Here is a 25,021-nt window from a genome sequence, read left to right as displayed (position 1 = left end):
GACAGGCTATTTCTATACAGTAGAGCGAGGAAATCAATGAATGCTATAAAAATAGAAAAACTTTCTAAAACGTATGGTACACGTGAAGCTCTTAAAAATATTAGCTTAACTATACCTCAAGGGACGATATTTGGTTTATTAGGGCCTAATGGCGCTGGCAAAACCACGCTTATTAAATCACTTGTAGGATCACTAAAACCTACTAGTGGTTACGTAGAAGTACTTGGCCATGATCCCCTTAAACAAAGAAAAATAGTACGCACCAAAATAGGCTACATGCCTCAAGCACCAGCGTTATATGAAGATCTTTCAGCACGAGAAAATGTACGTTTTTTTGGCAAACTTCAAAATACCGACAACTTAGAACATAAAATAGACGAAATCTTGGCTTTCACCGAACTTAGTGCTCGAGCTAACGATCAAATTTATACTTTTTCTGGCGGCATGAAAAAAAGAGTATCACTTGCTTGTGCTCTTCTGCATAGACCAACTATTCTCTTTTTAGATGAACCGACAGCAGCAGTTGATCCCCATTTAAAAGTTAAAACGTGGCAGCTTTTTCGGCGATTATCACAGCAAGGTATAACTCTTTTTGTAAGTACTCACCTTATGGATGAAGCTCTATTATGTGATCAATTAGCTATTATTAGCCAAGGCACCTTACTTGCTGTCGATACTCCAAAAGCTATTTTACAGCGTGGCCATATACATCTTTCTGTTACATTAGAAAGCGGTGAAACAATAGAAAAAACAGTTAAAGGGCGCCCAGAAGATCTAGCTGAGGCTCTTCATCCTGTGGGCCTTCCTAGTACTATAAAGGCACTTTCTATACATGCAGATTCACTTGAAACAATTATTCTTGATCTTTTAGGAAAACACCATGAATAATGCTTTTATTATAGCTTCCCGCGTACTCAGTCAGCTTAAAAGGGATAAAAAGTTTTTTATATCAACCTTACTAGCACCTTTTATAGTAATTTACTTTCTTAAAACATTTATGGATACCTTGCCAGCGACAATACCCGTAGATCGCTATGCCCTTCCTATAACTGCTTTTGTTGTCTATTTTTTATCGTTTTTATTATGCGCTATTGTTCTTGCACAAGAAAGGACACAAGGCACTCTTGAACGTATGTTTATAAACGGCGTTACACGTACTAATATTATGAGTGGCTACACCTTAGGCTACAGCTTTTTAGCACTGCTGGTAACTATTGTAGCTTTAGGTGAAACTATATACCTTTTTAATTTACATTACTCATGGCAGACAGTGCTGGCTCTTTTTGGAGTAATATGGCTTCTTTCTTTGGTATCTATTATGTTTGGTATTTTTATATCAACTTTTGCGCGTACTGAAGCACAAATTTTTCCTTTTATACCTCTAGTAGCATTACCCTCAATTTTCGCTTCAGGCTTACTAGTAGACGTAGCTAAACTACCAGTATGGGCTCAGTGGACAGCACATGGTTTACCGCTTTACTACGCCAATAATATTATTTTAAAGCTTATAGCAGGAACTGCTGACAACTGGGATATGATTAAAAACTTAGGAGCTTTAGGCTTGTTTGTAATAGCTTTTTTAGTACTTGCTTCATTTACTTTTAAACAAACTGAATAGTTACACTTTAACTGAGTAAATACTATCAAAAGTGCTTACTCAGTTAATTACTCGATTTTTTTAATCTATGCTGTAAAAGAGAAAGCAGCCTAGTAGCTATACTAGGCACTATACTACGCAAAGCATTTAGAGCAAACTGTGCTCTCTGAGAATTACTATTAGACGCCTGTCCGTAGGCATTAAGCGCTTGACTATACAACTTAATAATAGCACAAGCAACTTCTCTGTTTTTTTTCTGATAGTGCTCAATAGCACTTGTAGGAGTAGTATCAATACTCGTTAAATCTAATCCGGTAGATATCAATAGCATAAGTACATCCGTAGAATCACTTAGTGTAGCAAGGTCTAAAGGAGTTAACCCTTGTGCGTTTTTTACATACAAATAAGCATCATACTCAATAAGTAAATTAACTGCTTCTAGATGATTACCCTCTACAGCTTTGCCAATAGGATAATTACCAAACGCATCTTTAATATTAGGATCAGCACCATGTTGAAGCAAAAATTCAAGCATTTCGCTGTGCCCATACAGTGCGGCATGATAGACAGAAGTACAACCTAGAGTATCTTGAGCATTAAGATAAGCATGATCTTTTAATGCTATTTGAGCTAGCTCTAGAGAATTATTTATAGCAGCATGTATAAGCAAGCTATCAGCCATTGCACCCCAGTCCATGCAGCACAGCGGGCTCATAGTTACTAATCCAAAAATAAACAAAAAACTTTTCACCAAAAACATTAACTAATGCCTAAAACTTATAAATTATTAAGAAAAGAAATTAAACTACGCGCTTCTTCTTTAGTAAGATCTTTCGTGGCAGTTTTATTAAAGTTTTTTAACATCAGCTCTTTTACGCTCTCTTCTGTTAACGATTTAGAAGATACTATAGCAAATACTGCTTTACGCTGTGCTTCGGTTACTAACTTTTCTTCAATCAACTCTGGCTCTATATCAGTTTCAAAATGCTCTTTTTCAATTTCTTCTCGAGTAACAAGACCACTTATAGAAAAAGCACGTTTAAGAGCCATTGCTTCAGCTACTTTTAGAATCATTGCATTAATATACTGCTCCCAAATAGGAGCACCTTTTTTATAATAATCTTTAAGGCTTACAAACACGGTAGTTGCTTTTCTACGATCTTTTCTAAAAACACTACAAAAAGCACCCATGAGCTTAGTTTTATCAAATGACAAATGCTCGGGGCTATATTCTATATGCAAACTACCATCATCTTTTTTAGTAAGCTTATCTCCCACATAGACAACATCACTTTCAAGTCCATCAAACTGCTCATTAAGATTAGCTATTTTCAAGTACCCATCGCGACTGGTAAGTATAGTTGCCTTACCACCATACTTTAAAAAATAGATCTCTTTTTTAATAGGGTCTAAGTTATATTCTTTGCACAGATAAATCAACGTTTTAAGCTCTTCTTCTGTAGCACCTTTAGCAACCGTATTTTTAATAAGCTCTAGGTCATAGAGAGTATCAGAACTTTTTTTTATTTTTGCTAATGTCATGAATTGCACTCCATTTTTTTAATTATTTTACTCTATTTAGTATACCATAAACAATAAAATTTTACCAGTTAGGCTTAAAGAGTATCATCTAAAAATGCATCAATTTTACGCTCAGGCGCTTGGCTTATACGATTAATATTATGAGCATAAATAAGTGTTGTATTAATATCAGAATGTCGTGCCATTGCTCGCGCTTCTTGGGGCGTAGCACCAGCAAGCAAACTAAATGTTATAGCGGTATGACGCAAACTATGCGCAGTTAAACGAGCATCATTTATATCAATAGCTTTTAAGTGATTTTTAGCAATACGAGAAATAGAGCGTGTAGTTAACCGCTTACCCCAATTTTTAGTGCTGTGAGAAGCAAACACCGGATCTTGATCACGGACACGCCCACGAGCAACAAAATAGTCCCGTATTGGCACAAGTGTGCTTTCAGTAAGCAATACAAGCTCATCTTTGCTATCACGACCTTTACCATGAATAAACAACACGGGTTCACCGCCCTGCCTGCCTATATCTTCACGTGTTGCACGAATGATTTCGATAGTACGTAAACCGGTGCGAACCATAAGATTAAGCATAGCAAAATCACGTTTACCACTCAGTGTTGATCTGTCAATAGTGCTGAGCAATAACTTTGCTTGATCTATAGTAAGTGCATCTTTTTTAAAACCACGTTTTCGCCTTGGCCCTTTTATGCCTTTGGCAATATTAGGATAAATCTGCATAGATTCAAGCCATTCAAAAAAACGGCGTACGGCAGTTAAATACCCACCTATAGTAAACGCTGTAAGATTTTTATCATATTTAAGATATTCTTTATAATCAAGTAAATCTTGGCGCACAAGCGTACCGGTTTGTGTCTGGAGACGCCACACCATAAACTCCCGCAACTGTCTATGATACGTGTCACGCGATGATTGACGTATATCCAAGGATTTTAAAAAAGGTAAAACAAATGAATCTAAATTATGTAGCGTGTCAGGTTGTATAACCACTTCAAACATAGCAGCTCCTTTGCGCTTTGCTGTAATGTATGCTCTCTACTATTAGTATAGGGTTTTGCAAAACTAAACTCTAGTATTGGTCTACACTAAACTAATAGCTGCCAAATAGTGCAAAAATAGTTAGCTTCTGTATAAAGAGCTAGCACAACTTCTTATGAATGCTGGCGCTGATCTATAGGGCTACAACAGCCCCAATACTATACAGACTTAGCATAACGCTGATACGTAAAGGCACCGATAGCCATTAAGATAGCAGCTATCTCCAGTTTATAAAAATAAAAAAATATAGCCGACTTTTAAAAGTCGGCTATATTACTAGTTATTAAAGCACAAGCTCTTTTTTTACTTCAGTTTGACTTTTTAATTATACTTAGTAATATAATAATATACTATATAATTATATAATACTTAGGGAGAGCTTTTATGCACTACGTTACTTATCTTAAAAACCATAAAGCTTTCATGCTTACAAACTTATTGCTAACCTTTTTCATTCATACAACAGTACAAGCGTTACCTTTACCTGCAAGCTTAAATAATAAACCCGTATACCATCACCAAGTACAACAAGTTAACGGTTGGTCTTGTGGATATAACACACTTTATAATGCCTGCAGCTTAGAGAGTTCTAACGGTAAACATAATGCTTACAGCGATGTAAACCGCTTTAAAAACACTTGTTTGCCACGATTACAACAACAAGGAATAGCACCTAACCATGGTGCAAGTAACACTACTATTGAAGGCTTGGCTCCTCATTTAGGACTTAATCGATGGCTTTCCCTTCGTACTGAAGATTATGGAGTAAGCCCTTTAATAAGTAAGTCTCTTTCTGTACCAGTTGGTAATCATCATGATGCTGCACACGTAAAATTGCTCATTAATCAAGCACATCAGCGCAGAGGCGAAGAAACTATTTCTCACCTACAACAAGAGCTTGATAGAGCTCCTTTAGGACAATCACATTTTGCTCATTTTATGTGTAGTGTTCATAGTGCTCGTGGGGTACCCCACGCAGTCCTGGCATCAGTAGTAAAGCGTGCTGATGGACACAGAGAGCTCCATGTATGCGATAACATGAACGAGCCTATACATGAACATACACCAATAAAAAAGCATATTGATTATTTATGTCAGCACTTTGGTATTGGCGGAGCTGCTACTCCACACAAGCCACACTTTCAACCTGTGCATACGCCTCAAGTTGCGCCTACAAGTAACCCTAGACCTAGTATAAGACAACAGCCGTCAAGAAGAATAGCACCAAATCAACGCCAACAGCCGCAACAGAGGGCAAGACGAGTTGCACTAAATAGTCGTCAACAACCACAACGTCGCCAAGCTCCTTCTGTAAGAAACGCAGCAGTTCGTTTAAGGCTTGCTCGTGCACAACAAACGCGCACTAGAAGAGCACAACTACAGAAAAAAGCTCTAGCTTTACGAACTCTTAATAAAAGATCTTCACAAAGAACTACTAGAACCACTAACCGCAAAAGACGGTAATTTTTAATTACAAAAAGGGGACTTGCATAAGCAAGTCCCCTTTTTTACTGAGTATTTAACACGCAATTAAAAGTTTATACAGTTGAACCACCTAAGCTTAATTGGCTTATTACAGATTTAAAATCAGTTACTTTAGACTGTATACCTGTAGTGATAGAATTAAACCAAGAGCTAGGTGAAGACCAAGAAAATAGACCAACAGGAAGCGTAGGAGCTAAAATTCGCTTAGCCACATTTTGCCAACCACCTTGTTTGATCACTGTTTGGTCAATAACGTTAGATAGTGTTTTTTGCATTACAAAAGAAGTTGTGGTAGCTAATGTAGGTTGTAGGCCAAGAGAATGCAATCGCCCTACACACAGAGCTCCACCGGTAAGTAAATCACTTAATAGCCCTACATTTTTAGTACCATAGGTTAGGTATTGTATAAGCCCTTCAGCAGCTCCGGCTAGAGCAGCATTACCTACAGCATTAATGAGCCCTGTTTCAAAATAAAAGCCACAGCCAAGATTTTGTATTATAAGTGCTACAAGAGCACCTTGTAATGCAGAGCTCACAACAGCAGCCAAAAACTGCTGCTTTTCTTTGCTACAGAGAAAGTTCTGCTGTAACTTACCAAAAATCCACATAAGATTTTCTTCTTGTGCTAGCTCTCCTGTTGTGGTTGATTGTAAACTACCAACCCATTGAGCATTATGGAGCATACTAAGACCTATATTTTGCAGTCCACCTTCAGCCTCAATTATTTTTGCTATTACTTGAGTAGATATAAGAGAAAAACAAGCAGCTTCAAGGCCTGTAGAGAGAACTGAACGTGCTGTTTCTTTTGCAACCAACGAGTGAACGCCCTGACAAAAGGCATCTCTTTCCTGGGGTAAAAGAGTAACTGTTTTTTGAGCAAGCATTCTATTTTTTGTAGCTAAAGCTGCACTTACAGGAGAGCTTGGTGCAAGCGCTACTGTATCGTGTAAAGCTACTTGCGCCATAGCTTCAGTGCCATACAGCAACATATACGCTATAACTGTTTGTAACGCTACATCGGCGCCCATATTACCCGTTAATGTTGAAAGACTACTAAGCAGAGCTGTAGAAAGCGAAGCCTTAAGCGTGGCTTGAGCTACTGCTTGCATATAACGTTGTGTCGTTTTAGTTTTTAAAACAGCAGAAGTACTTTGCTTTAATACATAAATAAACTTTTGTGTAAGAGGAAGAGAGACATCTTTAAATGTTGCCGCTAAAGACTCTTTTACTGATTCTGGTGCAGAGAACATGTGTTGCATAAAGTCTTGTACCGCGCCAAGACTTACCCCATCAGATTTAGAGAGCTCATGTAAGTTTCTATGTACAAGTACTTCAATCTGCTGTTGCTCATCAATTAACACTGTATTTGGAGGACAAAAACTAGGCTGACTTAAGCCAGCTAAAGCGCCTACCATTAAAAAATAAAATCGAATATTCATAGATTACCTTTATCTAATTACGCTTATAAACTACAAGTAACTATGTTTAGCTAGTTTATTTAACTGTAATGAGAGGGTAATAATTGTCAACAGCTTACGTTTTGCACTAGCTTAGGTTTTACAGCTATCTCACGACCTACTGCTCGTTCTAAGTCAGCAAAAACAGTATGTGCGTTATAATATAAATCTATAAGTTTACTTTGGCTTTCTTGCAAGTTTTTAGCTACAGTATCATCTTGTGGCTTAGACAGCATCAGCGCTTTATAACCAGGGATTATTTGATGTTGGTAACTATCTAACTGTTTAGCAATGCTTATAAAAGTTTGATAGTTTTGGTATACTTCAGCTTTAATTTTAAGCTGCACTGCTTCATACTCACGTAAAGACTTTTCAAGTAAAAACTGATTGCGTGCAATAGCACTTTGATTTTGGTCAAACAACGGCACATGGGTGTCAAACTCTGGGCCAAGACCGGTATTTAGTGTAAAATCTTGTGCATAACTAAAACCCATGTTTACGTCTTTAACAACACGTACTTTTTCATACGTAACTGTTGCTTTATATTGCTCTATTTTCCAACGTGCATTAGCAATTTCTGGCCGACTTTCTTGCGACCAACAGCAAAGTATTTCTAAAGCAGGAATAGGTGGCACCATTTCTAAAGTATCACAAAGTTTTGTTTGTAAAGCAAAGTCATCTATGCCTAAAATAGTATATAAAGTAATAAAAGCTGTAGAGACTCTTACCTGCGCAGCTTCAACGTCTACTTGAGCTTTTGCTGCATCTATACTTGTATAAGCTTCATCATGCATAAGCTCTTTAACTGCTTGCTGTGCTGGTGTTAATTGATTTTGCGCATAGACAACTGCGTCATAGGCTTTACGCACCTGCACTTTAAGGTCAAGAATATTTTGTATCATCTGATAAATTGCAGATTGAACTTGAGCATGAAATATCTTTTTTCGTAGTGGCGTCTGCCACAAATCTGCTAAGGCAAATGAAGTTGTAATACTATAATTAGGCACATTGAGTTTTTGAAAAGGCAGATTGCTTACTATTGCTAGTAACGGATTAGTATAAAGACCAGCTTGTACTAAATCAGCTTTAGCTACCCCTATATCTTGCAATTGCGATTGTAACGTTTGATTGTTAGCAATTGCTAATGCAAAAGCTTCATCACGTGAAAGACAATCTTTAAGCGGACGACGCATACTACACTCAGGTACAACAAATGAGCTCCCCAAATTCTGGCACGCTACATTTTTTAGCTGTAGATGTTCTGTTGTTACTGTCACCCTTTGACATCCAGAGATGAGCAGCAAACCTAGTATAAGCAGACCGGTGTATACTTTTTTCATAAACTTCTTATTTAAAAATTTTTCTTGTACGCTTAATTTAAGAGCTTAGCATTACATAGCAATAAAGATCTTGTCAACTTTTAACGCCGCCTAAAAATTAAAAATACAAAAAAAACAACCAGGATACTTGCACCAAGAGCCGCAATTCCTACCAAAGTACATACTGAACAATTCATCCAAGCCTCCTTTAGCTTATACGCGCACTTACCATTGTAAGTATACATAGTATAAAAAATAGCTTTTGAAAAAATCAAGCAACTTTGACAATAAACTCTGATTTGCTACGCTTATATATATTATTACTAGATATACTACTGCGCTTAACCACTAAAAAAACTATTCTCTTGAGCTTCTCATATATTTTTTGACCTTATTTATATTTTTGCCCGTAGAAAGGGGTATTTTCATGTTAACTCATGTTATTTCGTATTTCTATCCTGATTTGCAATCAGATGAAATTAAAAAATTCAAGTTGCTTTCCTATACGCTATTTTTAATTATTGGCACCTATTGGCTGCTACGACTACTTAAAAACACTCTTTTTTTAAAAGTAGCCTTTCCTGAAAGTCTTGGTTGGCTTGCCCATCAAGGGCGTCTCTTTCAGCCTACGGCTAAATTCTGGTCACCTTTTGTTGTTCTAGGCCTTGTACTTGTATACTCAAAGCTTATTGATATTTTTAAAAAGCATCAGTTATTTTATATTATTTGCTCTTTTTATGCGCTTATTTTTAGTAGCCTAGCAGCCATACTGTTTTTCAAAGAGTGGTATGGAGTAGAAGCTGTTGGAAGAACACTTCTTGCCACAACTGGCTGGGTAAGCTATTTTGCTATTGAAAGTTTTGGTTCATTGGTAGTGGCTCTTTTTTGGTCGTTTACCAATAGTATTACTACCTCAGATTCAGCTAAGCGTGGTTTTCCTCTTATCGTAGCTATAGCACAGCTTGGTGCAGTAGCAGGCTCAGCTGTACTTGTCTTTTCAGATTCAATTGGTAGTTTATGGCCTATCCTCGCGCTAGCAAGTGTATTAGTAGCAGCAGTTATTCCTATGATTCGTTACTTTATGGCTACTATACCTGCCCATGAGCTAAAGGGCAATGTAGTTGCACTTAAAACAGAAAAGAAAAAAGAAGGATTTTTTGAAGGCTTTTTCTCTGGGTTTACATTGCTAGTTTCTCGTCCTTATTTGTTGGGCGTTTTAGTGATATCAACTTTTTATGAAGCTATCTCTCAAATAGTTGAATATCAAATGCAAGCTCAAGCAACGTTATCACCTTTGTATGTAAGCGATGTTGCTTTTACCCGTTTTCAGGGGATCTATGGCGTATCCATTAATATACTTTCATTTGTTGTAGCATTACTTGGCACTAGTTACGTTATTAAACGCTTTGGTCTGCGTCGTAGTTTGGTAATCTATCCATTAGCAGTAGCCTTACTTATACTGGGTTTTGTCATTTATTTTAAACTTGCTTTACCATCGGCTACACAGCTTTTATGGATTACTTTTGGCATGATGGTACTTATTAAAGGCCTAGGTTATGCTGTTAATAACCCTATAAAAGAAATGCTGTATATTCCTACAAGTAAAGATGCAAAGTTTAAATCTAAAGGCTGGATAGACACGTTTGGTAGCAGATTCGCTAAAGCTGGAGGAGCACAAGTAAATAATAAACTTAAAGATGACCTATCTGAACTTCTTGTATATGGCAGTTTTATAAGTTTAGGACTTATAGGCTTATGGCTTGTAGCAGCAGTATATGTAGGCGCAAAAAACCATGTACTTATAAAAGAAAACAAAATTATAGAGTAAAAAAGCTAACGCTAGAAGCAGGTAGTATATCACCTGCTTCTATAAAAAAACTAACTACTAAAAATACTCAAGGAGCTGCTCATTATTCTGAGTAGCTCTTGTTCTTTTTTTAAGACGGCTTCGAATAAGGGCATCAAATTCTGTGTAGTCTTTATAAAATAAAACTTTATTTAATGCGGGAATATATATTTTATAGTATTCGTGAGGGTTCGTTTTTTTATGAAAATTAACAGGCTGATAACCTGCTTGAACTAACAGCACATTCATTAAAAGACGTGAAGTTCTCCCATTACCATCAGCAAAAGGATGTATTTCTAATACCAGTTTACAAAAAGCTCTAATAGCTATAGTTACAGGATCTCCTTCAACAGCATGTAACCAATTAAAAAAGTTATTGACCTGCGCAGGAACATCGTGGTAGTTGGGAAATTTAATGTGAGGTTGTGATAATAGCTTAACGTTCATAGTACGTAGGCGGCCTGCATTAACATTATCAATATTTCTTAAAATTAAATAATGAGTATGCAGCAGATCTTGTAAAGTAATATTTTTACGATCTTTAGTAGTAAGCATACTCGCATATGACCACGCATACTGTTGATTTTGACGCTCAAACTTCTCACGAAGTTCTTTTTTAAAATCTCTGAGAGCTCTTTTAATTTCTCCTTTTGATGGGTTTTCACTGTAAGTTTGAGGTAAAAAAGTCGAGCTTAGTAAAAAAGCCCCTAACACAAAGTTTTTAAAAGTAAGAATACGTATCATACACTGTCTCCGGTTACAAGATATAGCTATCTGTATGGTAGTATACGTAACTATTTTATGCCATTTCAAGACATAGGATACTAAAATAATGAACTATTATTATTTACTTAATAATAGCATTTATTAATATTTATTGATTTTATAATATTACTTATGTTATTTTCATTAAAGAATATCAAAATTAATAATACTAATTAAGGAGTTTTATGAACAAATTACTAGCACTTTTATCAGTTTTTACAATCTCAGCTGCTTTTGCTTGTCCTAATCGTGAAATGGTAGATACACAATCGTATCAAGGCCAACAGTATCAAAATGCTCCTCGAGCTCAAATGATGCCTAGTGAACAAGATTTTTCAGACACCGATTTAGATAACTCACAAGCTTTCCAAGAAGATATGAACCTGGAAGAAGAAGCTTAATTATATCACATTATTTTTACCAAAGCATAAGGCAAGACTAGACATTTTGCCTTATGCTTATTTTATATATCTTAAAATTGAGTATACTAACTAAGAGTATCAGCTAATACAACAGTAAATCTCTTAGGCTTCACATGTATAAAAAAAACGGTAAATATTATGTGGGTATAATAGTATTCAGTGCAAGTATACTTATCAAAGCACATATTTTATATGATCTCTATGGTATAAATACACATTTTCTTGATTTACCCAAAGAGACACAGTACATAATTGCAAAAAAATATATCCGTAAAAACTCAGAAGTTTTTTTCCCCTTAGTTATAGAACACCCCACTAAAACAATACCTATAGATACTAAAGCAGTTAAAGCTGTGTTTTTTCGACCTACGAGCGATCAATTTATTGCTATTTCTGATAACAATATAATACATATAGGTAGTATTAATACTTACTGCATTATGAACAGTTACACTTTACCTGAACCATATACAATGCTGAAAGCTCAATTAAGTTCTTGCGGTAACTATGTAGCACTCGGATGCAAAAGTGGCTATTTACTTATATATTCTTTAGAAAAGCAAGCAATTGATCAGATTATCCAATGCGGCACTGAACATATTACTGCACTGGCCTATAACTCAGCTAACACCCAGCTAGCTGTCGGCGATTGGAATGGAAACGTATATACTATTAATCTTAACTCGGTTAAACCAGTTGTTCAATTAGTAGGTAACTGTAATGATCTGCAATATGGCTTGTTTAACGATACTATAAGTGTGCTTTGTTTTGCCGACACCGATAGCACACTTATAATTGGCTTTGGATCTAAAATTGCTTTTTGGAATCAAGCAGCATCTGAACCTTATGAAACTATCAAATTTGAAAGTTTCCCATCAAGTATTTCTTATAATAGTACCACTCAGCAACTAGTAGTAGGTCTTTTTAATGGAACAACCTTGTTGTATGATCCACAGACTAAAAAAAGAACCCTTATTACAAAACATACAGACAACGTTAACAACTGTCTCTGGAGTCCCGACAAACAGTATATTTTAAGCGTTTCAACAGATAAAACGGCTCACATAACCCATTATAAGCAAACTCATTGTGCTGTTTATCTAAACAATAGCGCAGTGCTCTTTGATGGTACCTGGAACAAAGAGCATAACGTAATTCTAACTGCAGGAGAAACTGGGTCTATTGAAATGTGGAATATAACCCTTTTAGATGACTTGGATAAGTATACTCAGGGCCAACTTACTCTAGATCAGCTTCTGTTTATACAATTTTTACACGATTGTAGTATCAACACCCAAAAAATTAACCTGTTGACACTCAAGAAGGCTCAGCTTGAGGAGCTAAAAGGTATTTTCCGAAGTTTTACTGCTCAAAATCAAGAGTATTTTAAAAACCACTATGCCTCTCTTTTTTCTTGAATATCCTAAAAAAATTATCCATTATTGATTTTAGGTATGTTTTTAATATATAATTACTAATATAACTTAAATTTATATTAATCAAAAACAGGAGATATTTTATGAATAAATTTTTATTTACCCTTACACTATTTGCAGTTTCCTCTACTCAAGCTGATCAAATAAAAGAGATTATTAATAACTCTGACCAAAATGCCTATCTTATTGAGTATACTCCCGAAGGTTATATCTTAGGTAGGCAGGGCGTAGCAGTTACAGATAGCCTAGAACAAGCCATTATGCAAAAGGAAGAGCCATCTTATAAAGCAACAGCGGCTTATGTAATCACCAGAAAAGCTAAAACCAAGAAGCCTTTCTCATTAAATCAAGATAATCAACATAGAGTATTAGCTACAAAAAATGGTACAAAGCTCCTGCCTGGATTGCTAAGCAATGCTACTATTACTATAGATGAACAAGGTAATATAAAAACAACAAATGAGTAAGCTAAAAGTGAGCATTTTCATGAAAAACTACTTACTGATTACTATAGGTATTCTACCGCTGTGTTTTGCATTCTTTATGCATGGACTTGATGTCCAACTTACCAATACAACACGCAAGCCTGTTATAGTAACTATTGAAACTGAAGCAACAAGAGCGAAAGATCTTCTTACCCTTGATAAACAATCAATAGAAGGGGTACGCAACAGCTCAACTATACAAGATCTACCTATTTGGCTTGGCACTACCATAAAAGCCATAAGGCCCGGGGCAACATTACGTATAAAGCAAGTGCATCCTATGGCTGAATCTATTACTGTTGACAAGCAACCGCTAGCGCTTACCAATTTATCAGATGCAAAAGAAAGAAGTCCAAAAACGCTTTCTTTCTCAATTGTGCCTGGTACATTATGGGGCATTAAGTATGAGCGTTTAGCAGCTGATTATAAACCAACAGGCAAAGCTGGCTCTTATAAAGAAGTTGCACCACGTACAACCCAGTATTTAACAGCAATACCAAAAAAGTAATATTATACATTTAGTAAATATACAGTAAAAGGCCCAGGTTAAACAATCTGGGCCTTTTACTGCAAAATCATGCTTATCCAAGTACTCTGTAACATTTGCCCAAAAAACTGCCACTAAGCAATAGTTAGACACAAGTTGTTTATATATTCTATGATTTTTGCTGCGCTTTCTTGAGCAGACAAGCAAGTTACCTCTAAAGTTAAGGCTAGGGGGTGAGAAATTTTCAGCACACTTGCATGTTCAAATACTGACTTCGCAACTTTAGGATCGGTTAATTTATAACGGCTTGATCGTTCAACGCTTTCTACACGGCGGTATAGTTCTTCTAAATCACATACAAGACGTATAGGAACAAATATACTGTTACGACTTTCTGCAATACTCGCTACGCGGTTAAATATTTTTTGATCTACTGCTGATCCTTCTATGAGCTCATTAGTAAAAACAAAGCTCCACTTTCTTGGTGAGATATCTTCAATGGTAGTATAAACAGCTTCTCGTATTACACTAACTTTTTGCCATGCTGCTCGGGCAATGGGCGTGCTTCCATCAGTATGAATTACACTAAAAATAGGATTGTTAATAAGATGGTTATCAACAATATGAGCACCTGTTTTTAAACTCAACTCTTTAGCTATGGTAAATTTACCAGTTCCTGCAAAACCAATAAGATATATAATAACATTTTCCATATACTTGTTTCTTTCTACTGTTATTTATTAGTATAAATAAAAAGTCGCAGAAGCTCAGCCGTAGATGCTAAATAAATAGGTGTTTTTCCCTGTGCATCTTTAAGAGTCATATCAGCATCATTATCAAGCAATAGCTTTACCAAAGAAGTATCTTGTGTTTTCATAGCTTTATGAAGCAATGTATCACCTGTTATATCTTTAGCATTAATAGAGACTCCAGAACCCAATAAGCTTTTTAAAGTTAAGCAATCTTTTTTTTCTACAACATCAAAAACCTGAGCTAAGTTCTTTAAATTAGCTACTATTAAAGGAGTAAGCTGAGCGCCTTTAAGCAATAAAAGATTGACCTCTTTAACATTACAATACGAAGCCTCAAGAAGCGCTCTATACAATTTTATGCTACTTTTTATTGTATTACTTGATACTGTTTCTAAAAGCTCCGCTGAAATGCAATGGCAACAAGCACCTGCATCTAATAGTAAAGCAACTGTTGCCTGATCGTCTGTACAAGCAGCATAGTACAAAGCAGTACAACCAGAGGCGTCTTTATAGTCAAGAGATAGAGGATAATGTAAGAGCATTTTTAGCAATACTATGTCTTTTTTAAAGGCAGCTAGATGAAGGGGCGTAAGACCAGACATACTTGGAGTTATTAAAGCACCATGCTCAAGAAGTAAACGCGTTATAGATTCATCTTGTGTGCCGACTGCCCAATGTAACGGTGTATATCCTGATTCATCTGCGCTATTAATGTCATACAGATAATTCAACAATAACATAACCTTTTTGTAATCCCCCTCTTTAACAGCTTCTGCTAGTGCATTACCTTTATGCGCTAATTCTATGTAAGATGACGATGGAGATAAGTTAATAACCGCTTGAGAAGTACTTATTATAGCCATGTTACACAATAAAAAGTAAAATTTATTCATAGTGATATTTTCCATTGGTTGCTAATTATAGATTAGTTAATGTACTTTAGTATAGCAAAGCTTTAACTTTTTTTATATTATAAAGGGCGTTTATGATCGAAAACAAAAAACATACTGGTTTAACTGTTTTTGTAGCGCTTATCATTATTTTTGTTTTTATAGGACTAGTATTTATTTATTCATCAAGCTCAGTATATGCTGGTGAGCGTTTTGGACTAGGTCATTATTTTGTAAAAAAACAACTTATGGGATGCGTTTTAGGTGCTGTTGGACTATTGTCTTTCCGTTTTTTACCTTTACATTTTATAAAAAAATGTACTCCACTAGCTTTTTATGCATCACTGATTCTTACAGGCCTTACGTTGGTTCCTAAAATTGGGCAATCAATTCATGGATCTCACCGTTGGATTAAACTTGGTGGCTTTAGCTTTCAGCCAAGCGAAATGCTTAAAATAGCTTTTTTACTTTATTTTGCTTATTTACTTGATAAAAAACAGTACCGTCTTTCTTCGCTTATCTATGGCTATCTCCCTCTTTTATGCGTTCTAGGTGTGACTTCTGCTATACTACTTAAACAGCCTGATTTTGGTCAAACCGTTACGTTATGCATTACTGCTTTTATGCTTTTATTTTTAGCTGATTGTAATCCAAAACATTTAGCTGCCACGGCCGGAACGTTAGTTCCTATAGGCTTGATTCTAGTAGTACTTAAGCCCTACCGCCTTAAACGCATTTTAACTTTCTTAAATCCATGGGCTGATCCGCGAGGTGCTGGATTTCAAATTATTCAGTCTCTTATTGCTATAGGATCAGGCAATCTTACGGGTGTTGGAATAGCACACTCAAAACAAAAGTTTTTTTATCTACCTATGCAACATACAGATTTTATTTTTTCTATTATTGCTGAAGAAACAGGCTTTATGGGTTCAACAGTACTTGTAGGCCTCTATGTAGCTTTTCTTTACTATGGCTTACGATTAGCTCAACAGTGTAAAACAAACTTTACTTTTTATGTTGTTGCTGGGTTTGTTTTACTTACAAGCCTACAAGCGTTTGTTAATATATCGGTGGCTACAGGCCTTATGCCAACTAAAGGGCTTGGATTACCTTTTATTAGCTACGGTGTTTCAGCACTTCTTTCTAACTTATGCATGCTTGGTATTGTTATAAATTGTGTTACAACACCTAAAGAATCTATTGACCTCTAATATAACTTAAAATTCTGATAGAACGGCACCAACCTCTTTTAAACATTTAACTATATCCGTATGTTTAAACTTTTGAGCTATCGCTAAAGGGGTATACGTTTCATAGGACTGTATATTTCTAGCAGAACTTTCACCTTTAATAAAAATAGGTGAATTAACAGAAGCTCCAGCTTTAACAAGAAGCTTTACACAAGATAAATGACCATCAATTATAGCTAGAGAAAGTGGAGTTGCTCCAGTATCTTTATTTCTAAAGTTAACATTGGCTTTTGCGTTAATCAAACATTCTACCACACGAGCATGACCTCTTTGAGCTGCAATGCCTAAAGCAGTTGTACCAATAGTGCTTTCAACATTAATTTGCGCACCTGCTTGAATAAGCAGTTTTAGGCAATCTAAATGATTCTCTTGAGCAGCAAAAAAGAGAGCGGTAGAGCCATTACAATTAGGAATATCAATCTGCGCTTTTATTCTAGGCAAAGAAAGTAAGTACTCAAGTAATTTGGTATAACCATTACCAGCAGCTGCTGTTAAGCATGTTTCATTGCGCTTAGTAAGCTTAGCAACATTTGCGCCCGCTTCAATGAGGAGCTTAACACATTCTAAATTCCCTTTTGAAGCAGCAAGGTAAAGTGGAGTAAGTAAAAGATCAGCTTCCGGCAAATCTAGTTGAGCTTTTGCTTTAATAAGGGATTTCATACAGTCTACTGTGGCATGAAAAGCTGCAAAATGAAGTGCCGTCCATTTATCAGTAGATTGAGCATTTATACGAGCTCCACTATCAATCAAATACTGAGCTATAGAAGAATTACCTGCCGATACCGCAGTCATTAAAGGAGTAAGACCATCATAACCAGGAAGGTTGAGAGAAGCATGTGCTTTAACTAAAAGCTTTACAGAGTCTAAACTACCAGCTGCAATTGCATAATGCAGAGTTGCTTGATCAGATTTAGCTTGAGCGTTGACCTGTGCACCCTTATCAATCAAAGATTGAAGTGCTTCTACATTACCATTACTAGCAGTATACATTAAGGGAGTTACACCCATATAATCAGCTATATTAACGCAAGCACCATTTTTAAGTAAGAGTTTTATGCAATCACCCTGGTTGCGCTCTACTGCTAATAGAAGCGGAGTTGCTTCTTTGTTTGTTTTTTTATCTATACCAGCGCCAGCAGAAAGTAATAGCTCAGCTATGGCTGCATGCCCTACATAAGCAGCTACGTGAAGCGGTGTATTGCCCTCATTTTCAGCTAGGTTAACATTTGCACCAGCATCAAGTAACATTTTTACGCATTGAATGTTCCCCCGATAGGTACATATGAGAAGAGGCGTAAGATCATTGCTTGCCTGACAGTTAACATGAATGTTTTTATTAGATAATAATTCTTTAATACGACTTTCACTGTTGTCCATAGCAGCTTGAAGCAAATCCTGATCAAATCGAGTTAGCTTACCTAATAATGATATATTTGTAGTTAAAGATGAAAGAACAATTAAAATATAAATTAGAGAATATGTATGCATTGAGGCCTATAATTAAGAAATTTTAAAATTGATTGTATTACATAAAATTAAGATTAACACTATATAGACTACTTGTAAAATGGATGTATTTTAATAAAAGAAGAATATCTTCTAAAAATCTAATTTAAATAATAATAAATTGTAGAAAAATTCATATTTCTGCTACTATAAAATAGCTAAATTAACACTTATTTATAAAAAAGAATTTCTACTACCAATGCTTAAACTAAAAATACTCTTACTAATACTTTGTACCACATTACAAACCAATGCTTTATTATTTGAGCCTTGCAAAATAACACCGCTTGAATATAGCCAGTTACAAAAGTTTAAATTAGAACAAATAACTGCATTTAAGTGGCGCGACCCGCTATTTGAATTTAAAATTTGCTATCATGATCATACTACCAGTTTTACACTTTTTATTGATACAGCACTCCACAAACAGCTGCCGGAAAATATCAAAAACAAGTTCATCTGCACTTCAAATGAAAAAACTCACTTTGCTTACGAGTATACCTGGGGAACTATAAAGCAAGACTCAACAAGTGCTCCTATACCTCAAGAGTATTACAAAGCGAAGCCCTACCAGTCAGAATGTGCACCACACAGCATATCTGGAGACAATCTCAGTCAAATAATAAAACAAAAACGGGTTGTTTTTTATACAGGAGCAGGGATCTCTGCATGCTCAGTGCCTAGTATGCAAAAGCTTGAAGACATGCTAGGGTTTGCTCGTAATGGAAGACGGCCAGATGGTCTTAAAACAGTAAGTACTATGCTTTCAAATCCTGAGATGGTTACTCGAAACTTTGGAATTTTTGTACTTTCGACAATTGAAAGCGCTACTACACTTGCACATAAAAGATTAGCTGTACTTGCTCAGCACTTAAAAACTTCTATTATTACTGAAAATATCGATTTGCTGCATGAAGCAACGGGCATAAGACCATTGTTTGCAGGAGATCAAAAGACACATGACTTATGGAGCGCTCAAAATCTACAGGAAGTCGATTTAGTAATATGTATTGGCCTAAGCCACGATGATCGGGGTTTTATTGCTCATTATAAAAATTCTAATGCGCAAGCACAGATTGTAGCTTTAGATTATAAAGCTCCTAATTATTTAGACGATCATGATATGCTCTTACCTGGTGACATTCAAGTAAATCTTAATTTGCTAGCAAATCAAATAATGGAAAATAGTTCACTACATATTTAAAACAGATCTGCATGGCTACCAATTCTTGATAATACTATAGCCTTTTCTGTTTTTTTATAAATAAGAAGCCAATCAGGTTCAATATGACATTCCCAATACTCTCTAAATACTCCTTGAAGTTTATGATTTTTATTTTTTTTAGGTAACAATTTGCTCATAACTAACAATGCAATAATCGCTTGTAGCTTAGACATGTCTTTACCACGCTTTTGTGCTTTTTTTATATCTTTTTCAAACTTGCCCTCAGTAAGAATTTGCAACATTTAAAACCCTAATTTTTTGGAAAGGTCCTCTAAACTAGTATACTCAGTCAAATTCTTACCTTCTTCAATATTTTGAATAGATTTCTGTGTTTCTACATTAGGAGAATGATCACTATACATGCACTCTTGAGTTAATTCTAACGACTCAAGCACAATTTCACGCATGCTTTTACCCAGAATAGCAGCTCTAGCCTTAAGCTTTTTATGTTGATCTTTAGGTAACTCTATTATTATTCTACTTATATCATTTCTTATGCTCATGAACACCCTCTCATTAATTACATGCCATTGTGTATAATTATATATTAACATAAATGTACATAAAAATAAAGGTGAATCCATGTATTAAATCAAACTCAGCGCTAGCTTGCTCTAAAGAGCCCAGCAGTGAGTGGCTTTAGTATTCTTACAATCGTTCTATAATACAGTTACAACAGTTATTACTAGTATGAGCATTGCTAACTGAAGTATGAAGATGATTATTAAAAAATGTTACAATTTCTTTGCGTATACATGCATTAATAGCATAACTACCTCGTGTTCCAACATCAAAACCAAACAGTTTAGCTAGTGGATATTTCAAAAAGACAAAATCACCAAACGCCTGATGGCCTGCACCTTGAATCTCTATAATACGTCCATAAGCTTTGCTAGCATGGCAAAATTCAATTAATTTGTGTATTTTTTCTTTTGTATCAGCTGTGTTGTTACTACGTGCATACTCTTGAACCATAAACAAAAACGGCTTACTACTTCCTTGCTTTCTATGCTTATACAAGCTCAAGGGACCATCTAAATTAACAAAAGCTTTACAAGCGCTTTCAACCTGAGCTGCTGCTAACGCAGTGACACCGCCAAATGAGTGACCCATAAAACCACAATTTTCTAAATCTAACCTATCTTTAAACACAGTATCAGTGCTCTTAAGCTCCTTAATTTTTTCAAGCACAAAGTGTATATCAGCTACCCATACCTCAAGCTCATGGTCCGATGCTGGAGTAGTATCAAGGGTATGTTGTTGGTTAAAATAGACTATCCTACCGTCAGGAAATGCAGTTGTATAGGTTGCATACGTGTGATTAATACCAAAAACAACATAGCCATGACTTGCCAACTCTTCTATATACGCAGTATATAATTCTATAGGCGCTCTAAAGCCATGAGAAAATATAATTACTGGAAAAACTTTTTTTTCGGTAGTCACAGAGCTTTGTAACTGAGTATGTGTCTTGACTGCTATAAATGGTTTTAATAACCATCCAGGCAAAGAGGTCTTTTGAGTAAACTGCTTTTGCATGACAGGCACCACATCATTAAGGTATTTTTGTGTTGCAATAATGCCATCAGTATGTGTATCAGTTGGATACCAGGCACGCACCATAAGCTCTCGCTGCCCTGTTTTTTTACTTATATGCATTTCTTTTCTAGCATGATCAACAAAATGATACAAGGTTGAGCTAACAGCAAATCGGCCCGTAGGAGCAGGTAGCTTTTTAAATACCGGCATACAGTAGACGCCTAAAAGCGTAAGCACGAACAGCAAAACTATAATTATTTTAAAAATCATTTTACCACTTTCGTCTTTTTTGATTACGCGTAAACACTCTAATCTACGCTACCGCTAGAGCAACTGTTAAAGCAATTCTAGCTTTTTTAAAACAAAATACATTTTAGTTTTTTTCCCTCCCTAAAGTAAAGTATGCTTAATAAGACAAAAGCACAGTCTGATTTACTTTTTTTAGGAACGCTTATGGCAGTTGCTACACTGACTATTTTTGTACATGGAACACTGTTTAATTTCTTGCGGCCATTTCTTTTCAATTTTTTCTATTGTCCAACGGGCTTAACTCCTGCTCATGAATTCGATCAGAAGTACTACTTAGCACATATAGCGCCTACTGTTGTGCAAGGAGCACCTCATATATTTAGTTTAGATACTTTCTATTATTTTGGTTGGAGCGGTGCATTAAGCGCACGTGAGCGTAAAAAAGTTGCTCATCAACTTTATCACACAATTATAAAGCTTAAAGAGCAGTATAAAGCTACCGCAGGAGAAGAACCGTGCATCAGACTTATTGGTCATAGTCATGGAGGCAATATTGCATTAAACATTGCACAGATAGCTGATAAACATAAAGAATGTTCATTGACTATTGAGCAACTTATTTTACTTGCAACGCCTGTACAAAAAGAAACTGCTCCTTTAGTAAAACATGAGCGGTTTAAGCAAATATACTCATTTTATTCTTCAGCAGATTTTGTGCAACGATTGGATCCACAAGGGCTCTCTAACTTTGGCCGTTTGTTAACCAATAAAGGGCTTGCTGATGCACTTGATAATATCGATAGAGTCGGACCACTCTTTTCTGAGCGGCTTTTTAAACCGCATCCTCGACTTATTCAAATTAAAACGAGAGTTTTAGATAAAAGTCTGTCACATGGCGACTTTTTACGACTCAATTTTTTTACGCATCTACCTAAAGTGCTTGAATGGTTAGAAACACATCCACAAAAAGAGGCATGGACACGCAAAAAGTATATTGATTTAGAGCTCAGTGTGCTCAAATGGCATACTACACAAACGGCATGTCCCTCCTATCCCTACGCACAAACTATGCTATCAGCATAAAAAAAGACCGCTACTATTAGCGGTCTTTTTAAGTATTATTTATAAGTAGGCTTATACTAAAAGCACTACTTAAATTTAGTTGATAATTTGATTACGACAGGTAGGACAAGTACTATTGGTATTTAACCACTCTGTTAGACAGTTAGTATGGAAATCATGATTACATGAAGTTTTAGCATCTAATTGATGACCTTCTAAGCAAATACAGCAAACAGGATCTTGACTAGATACACCAAATAAATCCCAGCCTTCAGTATAGGCTAAATAAGCGATAACTTTGAGTAACTCAGCTGGTATATGAGGTTCATGTTGTTTAAACATACGAGTCAAAAGTTTTGCAACGAATATTTTAGCTTGTTCCTTTTTAGCATCCCTATGATTTAGTAGAGCTTGTGCTGTACTAGGTTTCCTACTATCAATTGCTGTTTCATAGGGTATTCTTTTTCTTTTATTTGTTAAAGTAAGTCGAGCACCCGCTTTAGCAAAAAGATCTACAATAGGCATATCCCCTCGGTAAGCAGCTTTATGAAGCGCTGTATCACCTTCTACGTTTTGTACATTAAGAATAGACTTAAATTGTAATAATACTCTTATAATAAGAATATTTCCTCTCTCTACTGCTTTGTGCAAAGCTGTTTCTCCAGCATTGTTTTTTATAGTTGCGTCAGCATTTGCTTGCAACAAAAAATTTACAGTATCTATTTTGCCAGCTGCTGCTGCTTTATGAAGTGCTGTTTCGCCAGATGCATCTTGAAAGTTAACAGGTGTATTACTTTCTAATGCAGTTTTTATCTGTGCAATCATTCCATTATGTGCTGCATTTAAAAGCCCTAGACCGTTATAATTACTGTGCATCGGATAAATAAGTGATAAACTTAAAAATGGTATCACATATAAAATTTTGTATATATTCATCAAAAACCCTTCTAAAAGCTAATTTTATATTATCTATTATTTATTATAATTCAAATTTAGAATAAGTCAAAAATAAAAGTACTCAAATAAAAAATACAGCTAGCTTTATGCTAAAATACAACCCTCAAGAGATAGATACTATTCTTGAGGGTTGTATACAAATTCTTACTTATACATTAAAAGACGCTTGTATTACCAGTTCATAAGTAAATCAGTAAATAATCTAATACCTACACCCGTGGCACCTGGTCTAAAATAGCTTCTATCAGGCACACCAAAAGCGGTTCCTGCTATATCTAAATGAGCCCAAGGCACGCTACCTACAAAGTTTTGCAAAAAGAAGGCAGCAGTAATAGCGCCTGCCATATATTTTGAGTTTCCAATATTACACATATCAGAAACATCAGATCTAATTGCAGCTTTATAGTCGTTATCCATCGGTAGTCGCCATACTTTATCGCCAGAAGTTTCGGATGCTTTAACAATACGTGCAACTAAACTATCGTGCTGACTCATAAGGCCAGAGTAAAACGGTCCAAGAGCGTGAGCACAAGCACCAGTAAGTGTTGCTATATCAATAATTGCTTCTAACTTATAGTTTGCAATAGCATACGAAAGTGCATCAGCTAAAATTAAACGACCTTCTGCATCAGTATTTTTAACTTCTGCTGTTTTGCCATTATAAAATGTAAGAATATCACCCGGCCTGATAGCACTACCACTAGGCATATTTTCAGCTAACGGCGCTAGAGCTATAACGTTAACTTTCGGTTTAAGCTGTGCAAGCACCTCCATGGTAGCTATAACAACCGAGGCACCAGACATATCGTCTTTCATAGCTTCCATGCTTACTGCTGGCTTAATGCTTAAGCCGCCTGAATCAAAGGTAACACCTTTGCCCACAAGAGCAATAGTCGGAGCATTTATATCCTCTGCCTTGTACTCAAGGATAACTAAACGAGCTTCTTCTACGGATCCTTGTGATACACCTTCAATACCACCCATCCCCATTTTCTTTATAGCTGCTTCATCAAAAACAGTAATTTTAAGACCATTTTGAGTTGCTATTTCTTGTGCATGACGTGCAAGTTCAGTAGGAGTTAAAATGCGCGGCGGCAAATCGCACCAATAGCGCGACTTATTAACTGCAACACCAATACAGATACCTTTATCCACACCTGCTTGAACTTCTTCAACAGCATTGTTATCACGAATACTTATACTTAAAGTAAAATCTGAATACACCTTGCGATCAGGATTTGTTATAAAATCATCAAAATGGTAAGATGCTTGATACACAACCGTGGCTGTCTCTTGGGCCAAGCGCTCATAAGATACGCTTAAAAGAGCAGGATCTGGAAGTCTAAGAGACACTACAGCACTCTTATGAGATTCTATAATACGCACCATTTGACCAAGCGCACGTCTATACGTTTCTATATTAAGAGACCCTTCATTTAAGTCCCCTAGTCCAAGTAGAATAATATAGACTGGACGGTTATCCGCTGACATGCCATTTAATAAAAGCGAGCTACCCTCTTTTCCCGTAAAACCGCGCTGTTTTGCTATAAGCTCTAACTGAGGCAAAAAAGCATCAGCTACGGGTTTAAAACGAGCAAAGTCAAAGATATGCTCAACAAAATAGACATACGCATCAGCTGCTACTTGAAAGCCCCGCTGCGTTGTAAGAGTAATTTTTGCCATACTATACCTTAATGTAAA

At 35.9% G+C, this 25,021-nt stretch carries 25 protein-coding genes; 11 read left to right on the top strand and 14 right to left on the bottom strand.

Annotated features, from left to right (window positions below):
* Positions 1–36 precede the first annotated feature (36 nt).
* Positions 37–888 carry an ABC transporter ATP-binding protein gene (locus H0X48_00205; protein ID MBA3953728.1) on the top strand — a complete coding sequence of 284 codons (852 nt, stop codon included), beginning with the start codon at positions 37–39 and terminating at the stop codon, positions 886–888.
* Positions 881–1,618, top strand: a complete 738-nt coding sequence (locus tag H0X48_00200) for an ABC transporter permease (protein ID MBA3953727.1) — start codon at positions 881–883, stop codon at positions 1,616–1,618. The genes H0X48_00205 and H0X48_00200 overlap by 8 nt, the downstream gene beginning before the upstream one ends.
* Positions 1,619–1,661: 43 nt before the next feature.
* Here the strand turns inward: H0X48_00200 and H0X48_00195 are convergent, their stop codons facing one another.
* The 3 genes from H0X48_00195 to H0X48_00185 form a co-directional block, all read right to left on the bottom strand.
* The gene (locus H0X48_00195) at positions 1,662–2,348 is read right to left on the bottom strand and encodes an ankyrin repeat domain-containing protein (protein ID MBA3953726.1); all 687 of its coding nucleotides are present in this window, start codon (positions 2,346–2,348) and stop codon (positions 1,662–1,664) included.
* A 26-nt stretch (positions 2,349–2,374) separates the two neighbouring features.
* Positions 2,375–3,139: a recombinase RecT gene (locus H0X48_00190; GenBank protein ID MBA3953725.1), complete on the bottom strand. Its 765-nt coding sequence runs from the start codon at positions 3,137–3,139 to the stop codon at positions 2,375–2,377.
* 74 nt (positions 3,140–3,213) lie between these two features.
* Positions 3,214–4,149 (bottom strand): tyrosine-type recombinase/integrase, encoded by a 936-nt coding sequence (locus H0X48_00185; GenBank protein MBA3953724.1) that lies wholly within the window; start codon positions 4,147–4,149, stop codon positions 3,214–3,216.
* A 423-nt stretch (positions 4,150–4,572) separates the two neighbouring features.
* Here H0X48_00185 and H0X48_00180 point away from each other — a divergent pair, with 423 nt between their 5' ends.
* A complete protein-coding gene (locus H0X48_00180) occupies positions 4,573–5,652 on the top strand; it encodes a hypothetical protein (GenBank protein ID MBA3953723.1) in 1,080 nt (359 codons plus the stop codon).
* Positions 5,653–5,726: 74 nt separating this feature from the next.
* On the opposite strand, the gene H0X48_00175 is transcribed toward H0X48_00180, so the two are convergent.
* Complete coding sequence (locus H0X48_00175; protein ID MBA3953722.1) at positions 5,727–7,112, bottom strand: hypothetical protein; 1,386 nt, start codon at positions 7,110–7,112, stop codon at positions 5,727–5,729.
* 86 nt (positions 7,113–7,198) lie between these two features.
* Positions 7,199–8,470 (bottom strand): TolC family protein, encoded by a 1,272-nt coding sequence (locus tag H0X48_00170; protein MBA3953721.1) that lies wholly within the window; start codon positions 8,468–8,470, stop codon positions 7,199–7,201.
* A 406-nt stretch (positions 8,471–8,876) separates the two neighbouring features.
* Here H0X48_00170 and H0X48_00165 point away from each other — a divergent pair, with 406 nt between their 5' ends.
* Positions 8,877–10,277, top strand: coding sequence for a hypothetical protein (locus H0X48_00165; GenBank protein MBA3953720.1), 1,401 nt, complete (start codon positions 8,877–8,879; stop codon positions 10,275–10,277).
* A 57-nt stretch (positions 10,278–10,334) separates the two neighbouring features.
* On the opposite strand, the gene H0X48_00160 is transcribed toward H0X48_00165, so the two are convergent.
* Positions 10,335–11,039: a Fic family protein gene (locus tag H0X48_00160; protein MBA3953719.1), complete on the bottom strand. Its 705-nt coding sequence runs from the start codon at positions 11,037–11,039 to the stop codon at positions 10,335–10,337.
* 206 nt (positions 11,040–11,245) lie between these two features.
* Here H0X48_00160 and H0X48_00155 point away from each other — a divergent pair, with 206 nt between their 5' ends.
* The 4 genes from H0X48_00155 (at position 11,246) to H0X48_00140 (ending at position 13,911) form a co-directional block, all read left to right on the top strand.
* Positions 11,246–11,461, top strand: a complete 216-nt coding sequence (locus H0X48_00155) for a hypothetical protein (protein MBA3953718.1) — start codon at positions 11,246–11,248, stop codon at positions 11,459–11,461.
* Between the two features lie 134 nt (positions 11,462–11,595).
* Positions 11,596–12,900: a WD40 repeat domain-containing protein gene (locus H0X48_00150; GenBank protein ID MBA3953717.1), complete on the top strand. Its 1,305-nt coding sequence runs from the start codon at positions 11,596–11,598 to the stop codon at positions 12,898–12,900.
* Between the two features lie 101 nt (positions 12,901–13,001).
* Positions 13,002–13,385, top strand: coding sequence for a hypothetical protein (locus H0X48_00145; GenBank protein MBA3953716.1), 384 nt, complete (start codon positions 13,002–13,004; stop codon positions 13,383–13,385).
* A 19-nt stretch (positions 13,386–13,404) separates the two neighbouring features.
* Positions 13,405–13,911 carry a hypothetical protein gene (locus H0X48_00140; GenBank protein MBA3953715.1) on the top strand — a complete coding sequence of 169 codons (507 nt, stop codon included), beginning with the start codon at positions 13,405–13,407 and terminating at the stop codon, positions 13,909–13,911.
* A 113-nt stretch (positions 13,912–14,024) separates the two neighbouring features.
* On the opposite strand, the gene H0X48_00135 is transcribed toward H0X48_00140, so the two are convergent.
* Both H0X48_00135 and H0X48_00130 read right to left on the bottom strand, forming a co-directional pair.
* Positions 14,025–14,603, bottom strand: a complete 579-nt coding sequence (locus tag H0X48_00135) for a hypothetical protein (protein MBA3953714.1) — start codon at positions 14,601–14,603, stop codon at positions 14,025–14,027.
* A gap of 20 nt (positions 14,604–14,623) precedes the next feature.
* Positions 14,624–15,535 carry an ankyrin repeat domain-containing protein gene (locus H0X48_00130; protein MBA3953713.1) on the bottom strand — a complete coding sequence of 304 codons (912 nt, stop codon included), beginning with the start codon at positions 15,533–15,535 and terminating at the stop codon, positions 14,624–14,626.
* 92 nt (positions 15,536–15,627) lie between these two features.
* Here H0X48_00130 and ftsW point away from each other — a divergent pair, with 92 nt between their 5' ends.
* The gene (ftsW, locus tag H0X48_00125) at positions 15,628–16,743 is read left to right on the top strand and encodes a putative lipid II flippase FtsW (protein ID MBA3953712.1); all 1,116 of its coding nucleotides are present in this window, start codon (positions 15,628–15,630) and stop codon (positions 16,741–16,743) included.
* Between the two features lie 6 nt (positions 16,744–16,749).
* On the opposite strand, the gene H0X48_00120 is transcribed toward ftsW, so the two are convergent.
* Positions 16,750–18,270 carry an ankyrin repeat domain-containing protein gene (locus H0X48_00120; protein ID MBA3953711.1) on the bottom strand — a complete coding sequence of 507 codons (1,521 nt, stop codon included), beginning with the start codon at positions 18,268–18,270 and terminating at the stop codon, positions 16,750–16,752.
* Positions 18,271–18,487: 217 nt separating this feature from the next.
* Here H0X48_00120 and H0X48_00115 point away from each other — a divergent pair, with 217 nt between their 5' ends.
* A complete protein-coding gene (locus H0X48_00115; GenBank protein MBA3953710.1) occupies positions 18,488–19,492 on the top strand; it encodes a hypothetical protein in 1,005 nt (334 codons plus the stop codon).
* On the opposite strand, the gene H0X48_00110 is transcribed toward H0X48_00115, so the two are convergent.
* The 3 genes from H0X48_00110 to H0X48_00100 all read right to left on the bottom strand — a co-directional run bounded on the left by H0X48_00110 (position 19,489) and on the right by H0X48_00100 (position 21,322).
* Positions 19,489–19,755 (bottom strand): type II toxin-antitoxin system YafQ family toxin, encoded by a 267-nt coding sequence (locus H0X48_00110; protein ID MBA3953709.1) that lies wholly within the window; start codon positions 19,753–19,755, stop codon positions 19,489–19,491. The two genes, H0X48_00115 and H0X48_00110, sit on opposite strands and share 4 nt — an antisense overlap.
* The gene (locus H0X48_00105) at positions 19,756–20,016 is read right to left on the bottom strand and encodes a hypothetical protein (GenBank protein MBA3953708.1); all 261 of its coding nucleotides are present in this window, start codon (positions 20,014–20,016) and stop codon (positions 19,756–19,758) included.
* A 145-nt stretch (positions 20,017–20,161) separates the two neighbouring features.
* A complete protein-coding gene (locus tag H0X48_00100) occupies positions 20,162–21,322 on the bottom strand; it encodes a hypothetical protein (protein MBA3953707.1) in 1,161 nt (386 codons plus the stop codon).
* A gap of 132 nt (positions 21,323–21,454) precedes the next feature.
* Between H0X48_00100 and H0X48_00095 the strand changes: the two genes are divergently transcribed.
* Entirely contained in the window at positions 21,455–22,384 is a 930-nt protein-coding gene (locus H0X48_00095; GenBank protein ID MBA3953706.1) for a hypothetical protein, read from the top strand.
* Positions 22,385–22,459: 75 nt separating this feature from the next.
* Here the strand turns inward: H0X48_00095 and H0X48_00090 are convergent, their stop codons facing one another.
* Positions 22,460–23,299 (bottom strand): ankyrin repeat domain-containing protein, encoded by an 840-nt coding sequence (locus tag H0X48_00090; protein ID MBA3953705.1) that lies wholly within the window; start codon positions 23,297–23,299, stop codon positions 22,460–22,462.
* 192 nt (positions 23,300–23,491) lie between these two features.
* Positions 23,492–25,003: a leucyl aminopeptidase gene (locus H0X48_00085; protein ID MBA3953704.1), complete on the bottom strand. Its 1,512-nt coding sequence runs from the start codon at positions 25,001–25,003 to the stop codon at positions 23,492–23,494.
* Between the last annotated feature and the right edge of the window lie 18 nt (positions 25,004–25,021).

The organism is Candidatus Dependentiae bacterium (genome assembly GCA_013821315.1).
Taxonomy (GTDB): domain Bacteria; phylum Babelota; class Babeliae; order Babelales; family Babelaceae; genus JACDHA01.
Note: the sequence above shows the minus strand (reverse complement) of the source record. Positions and strands in the feature narration are given on the sequence as shown.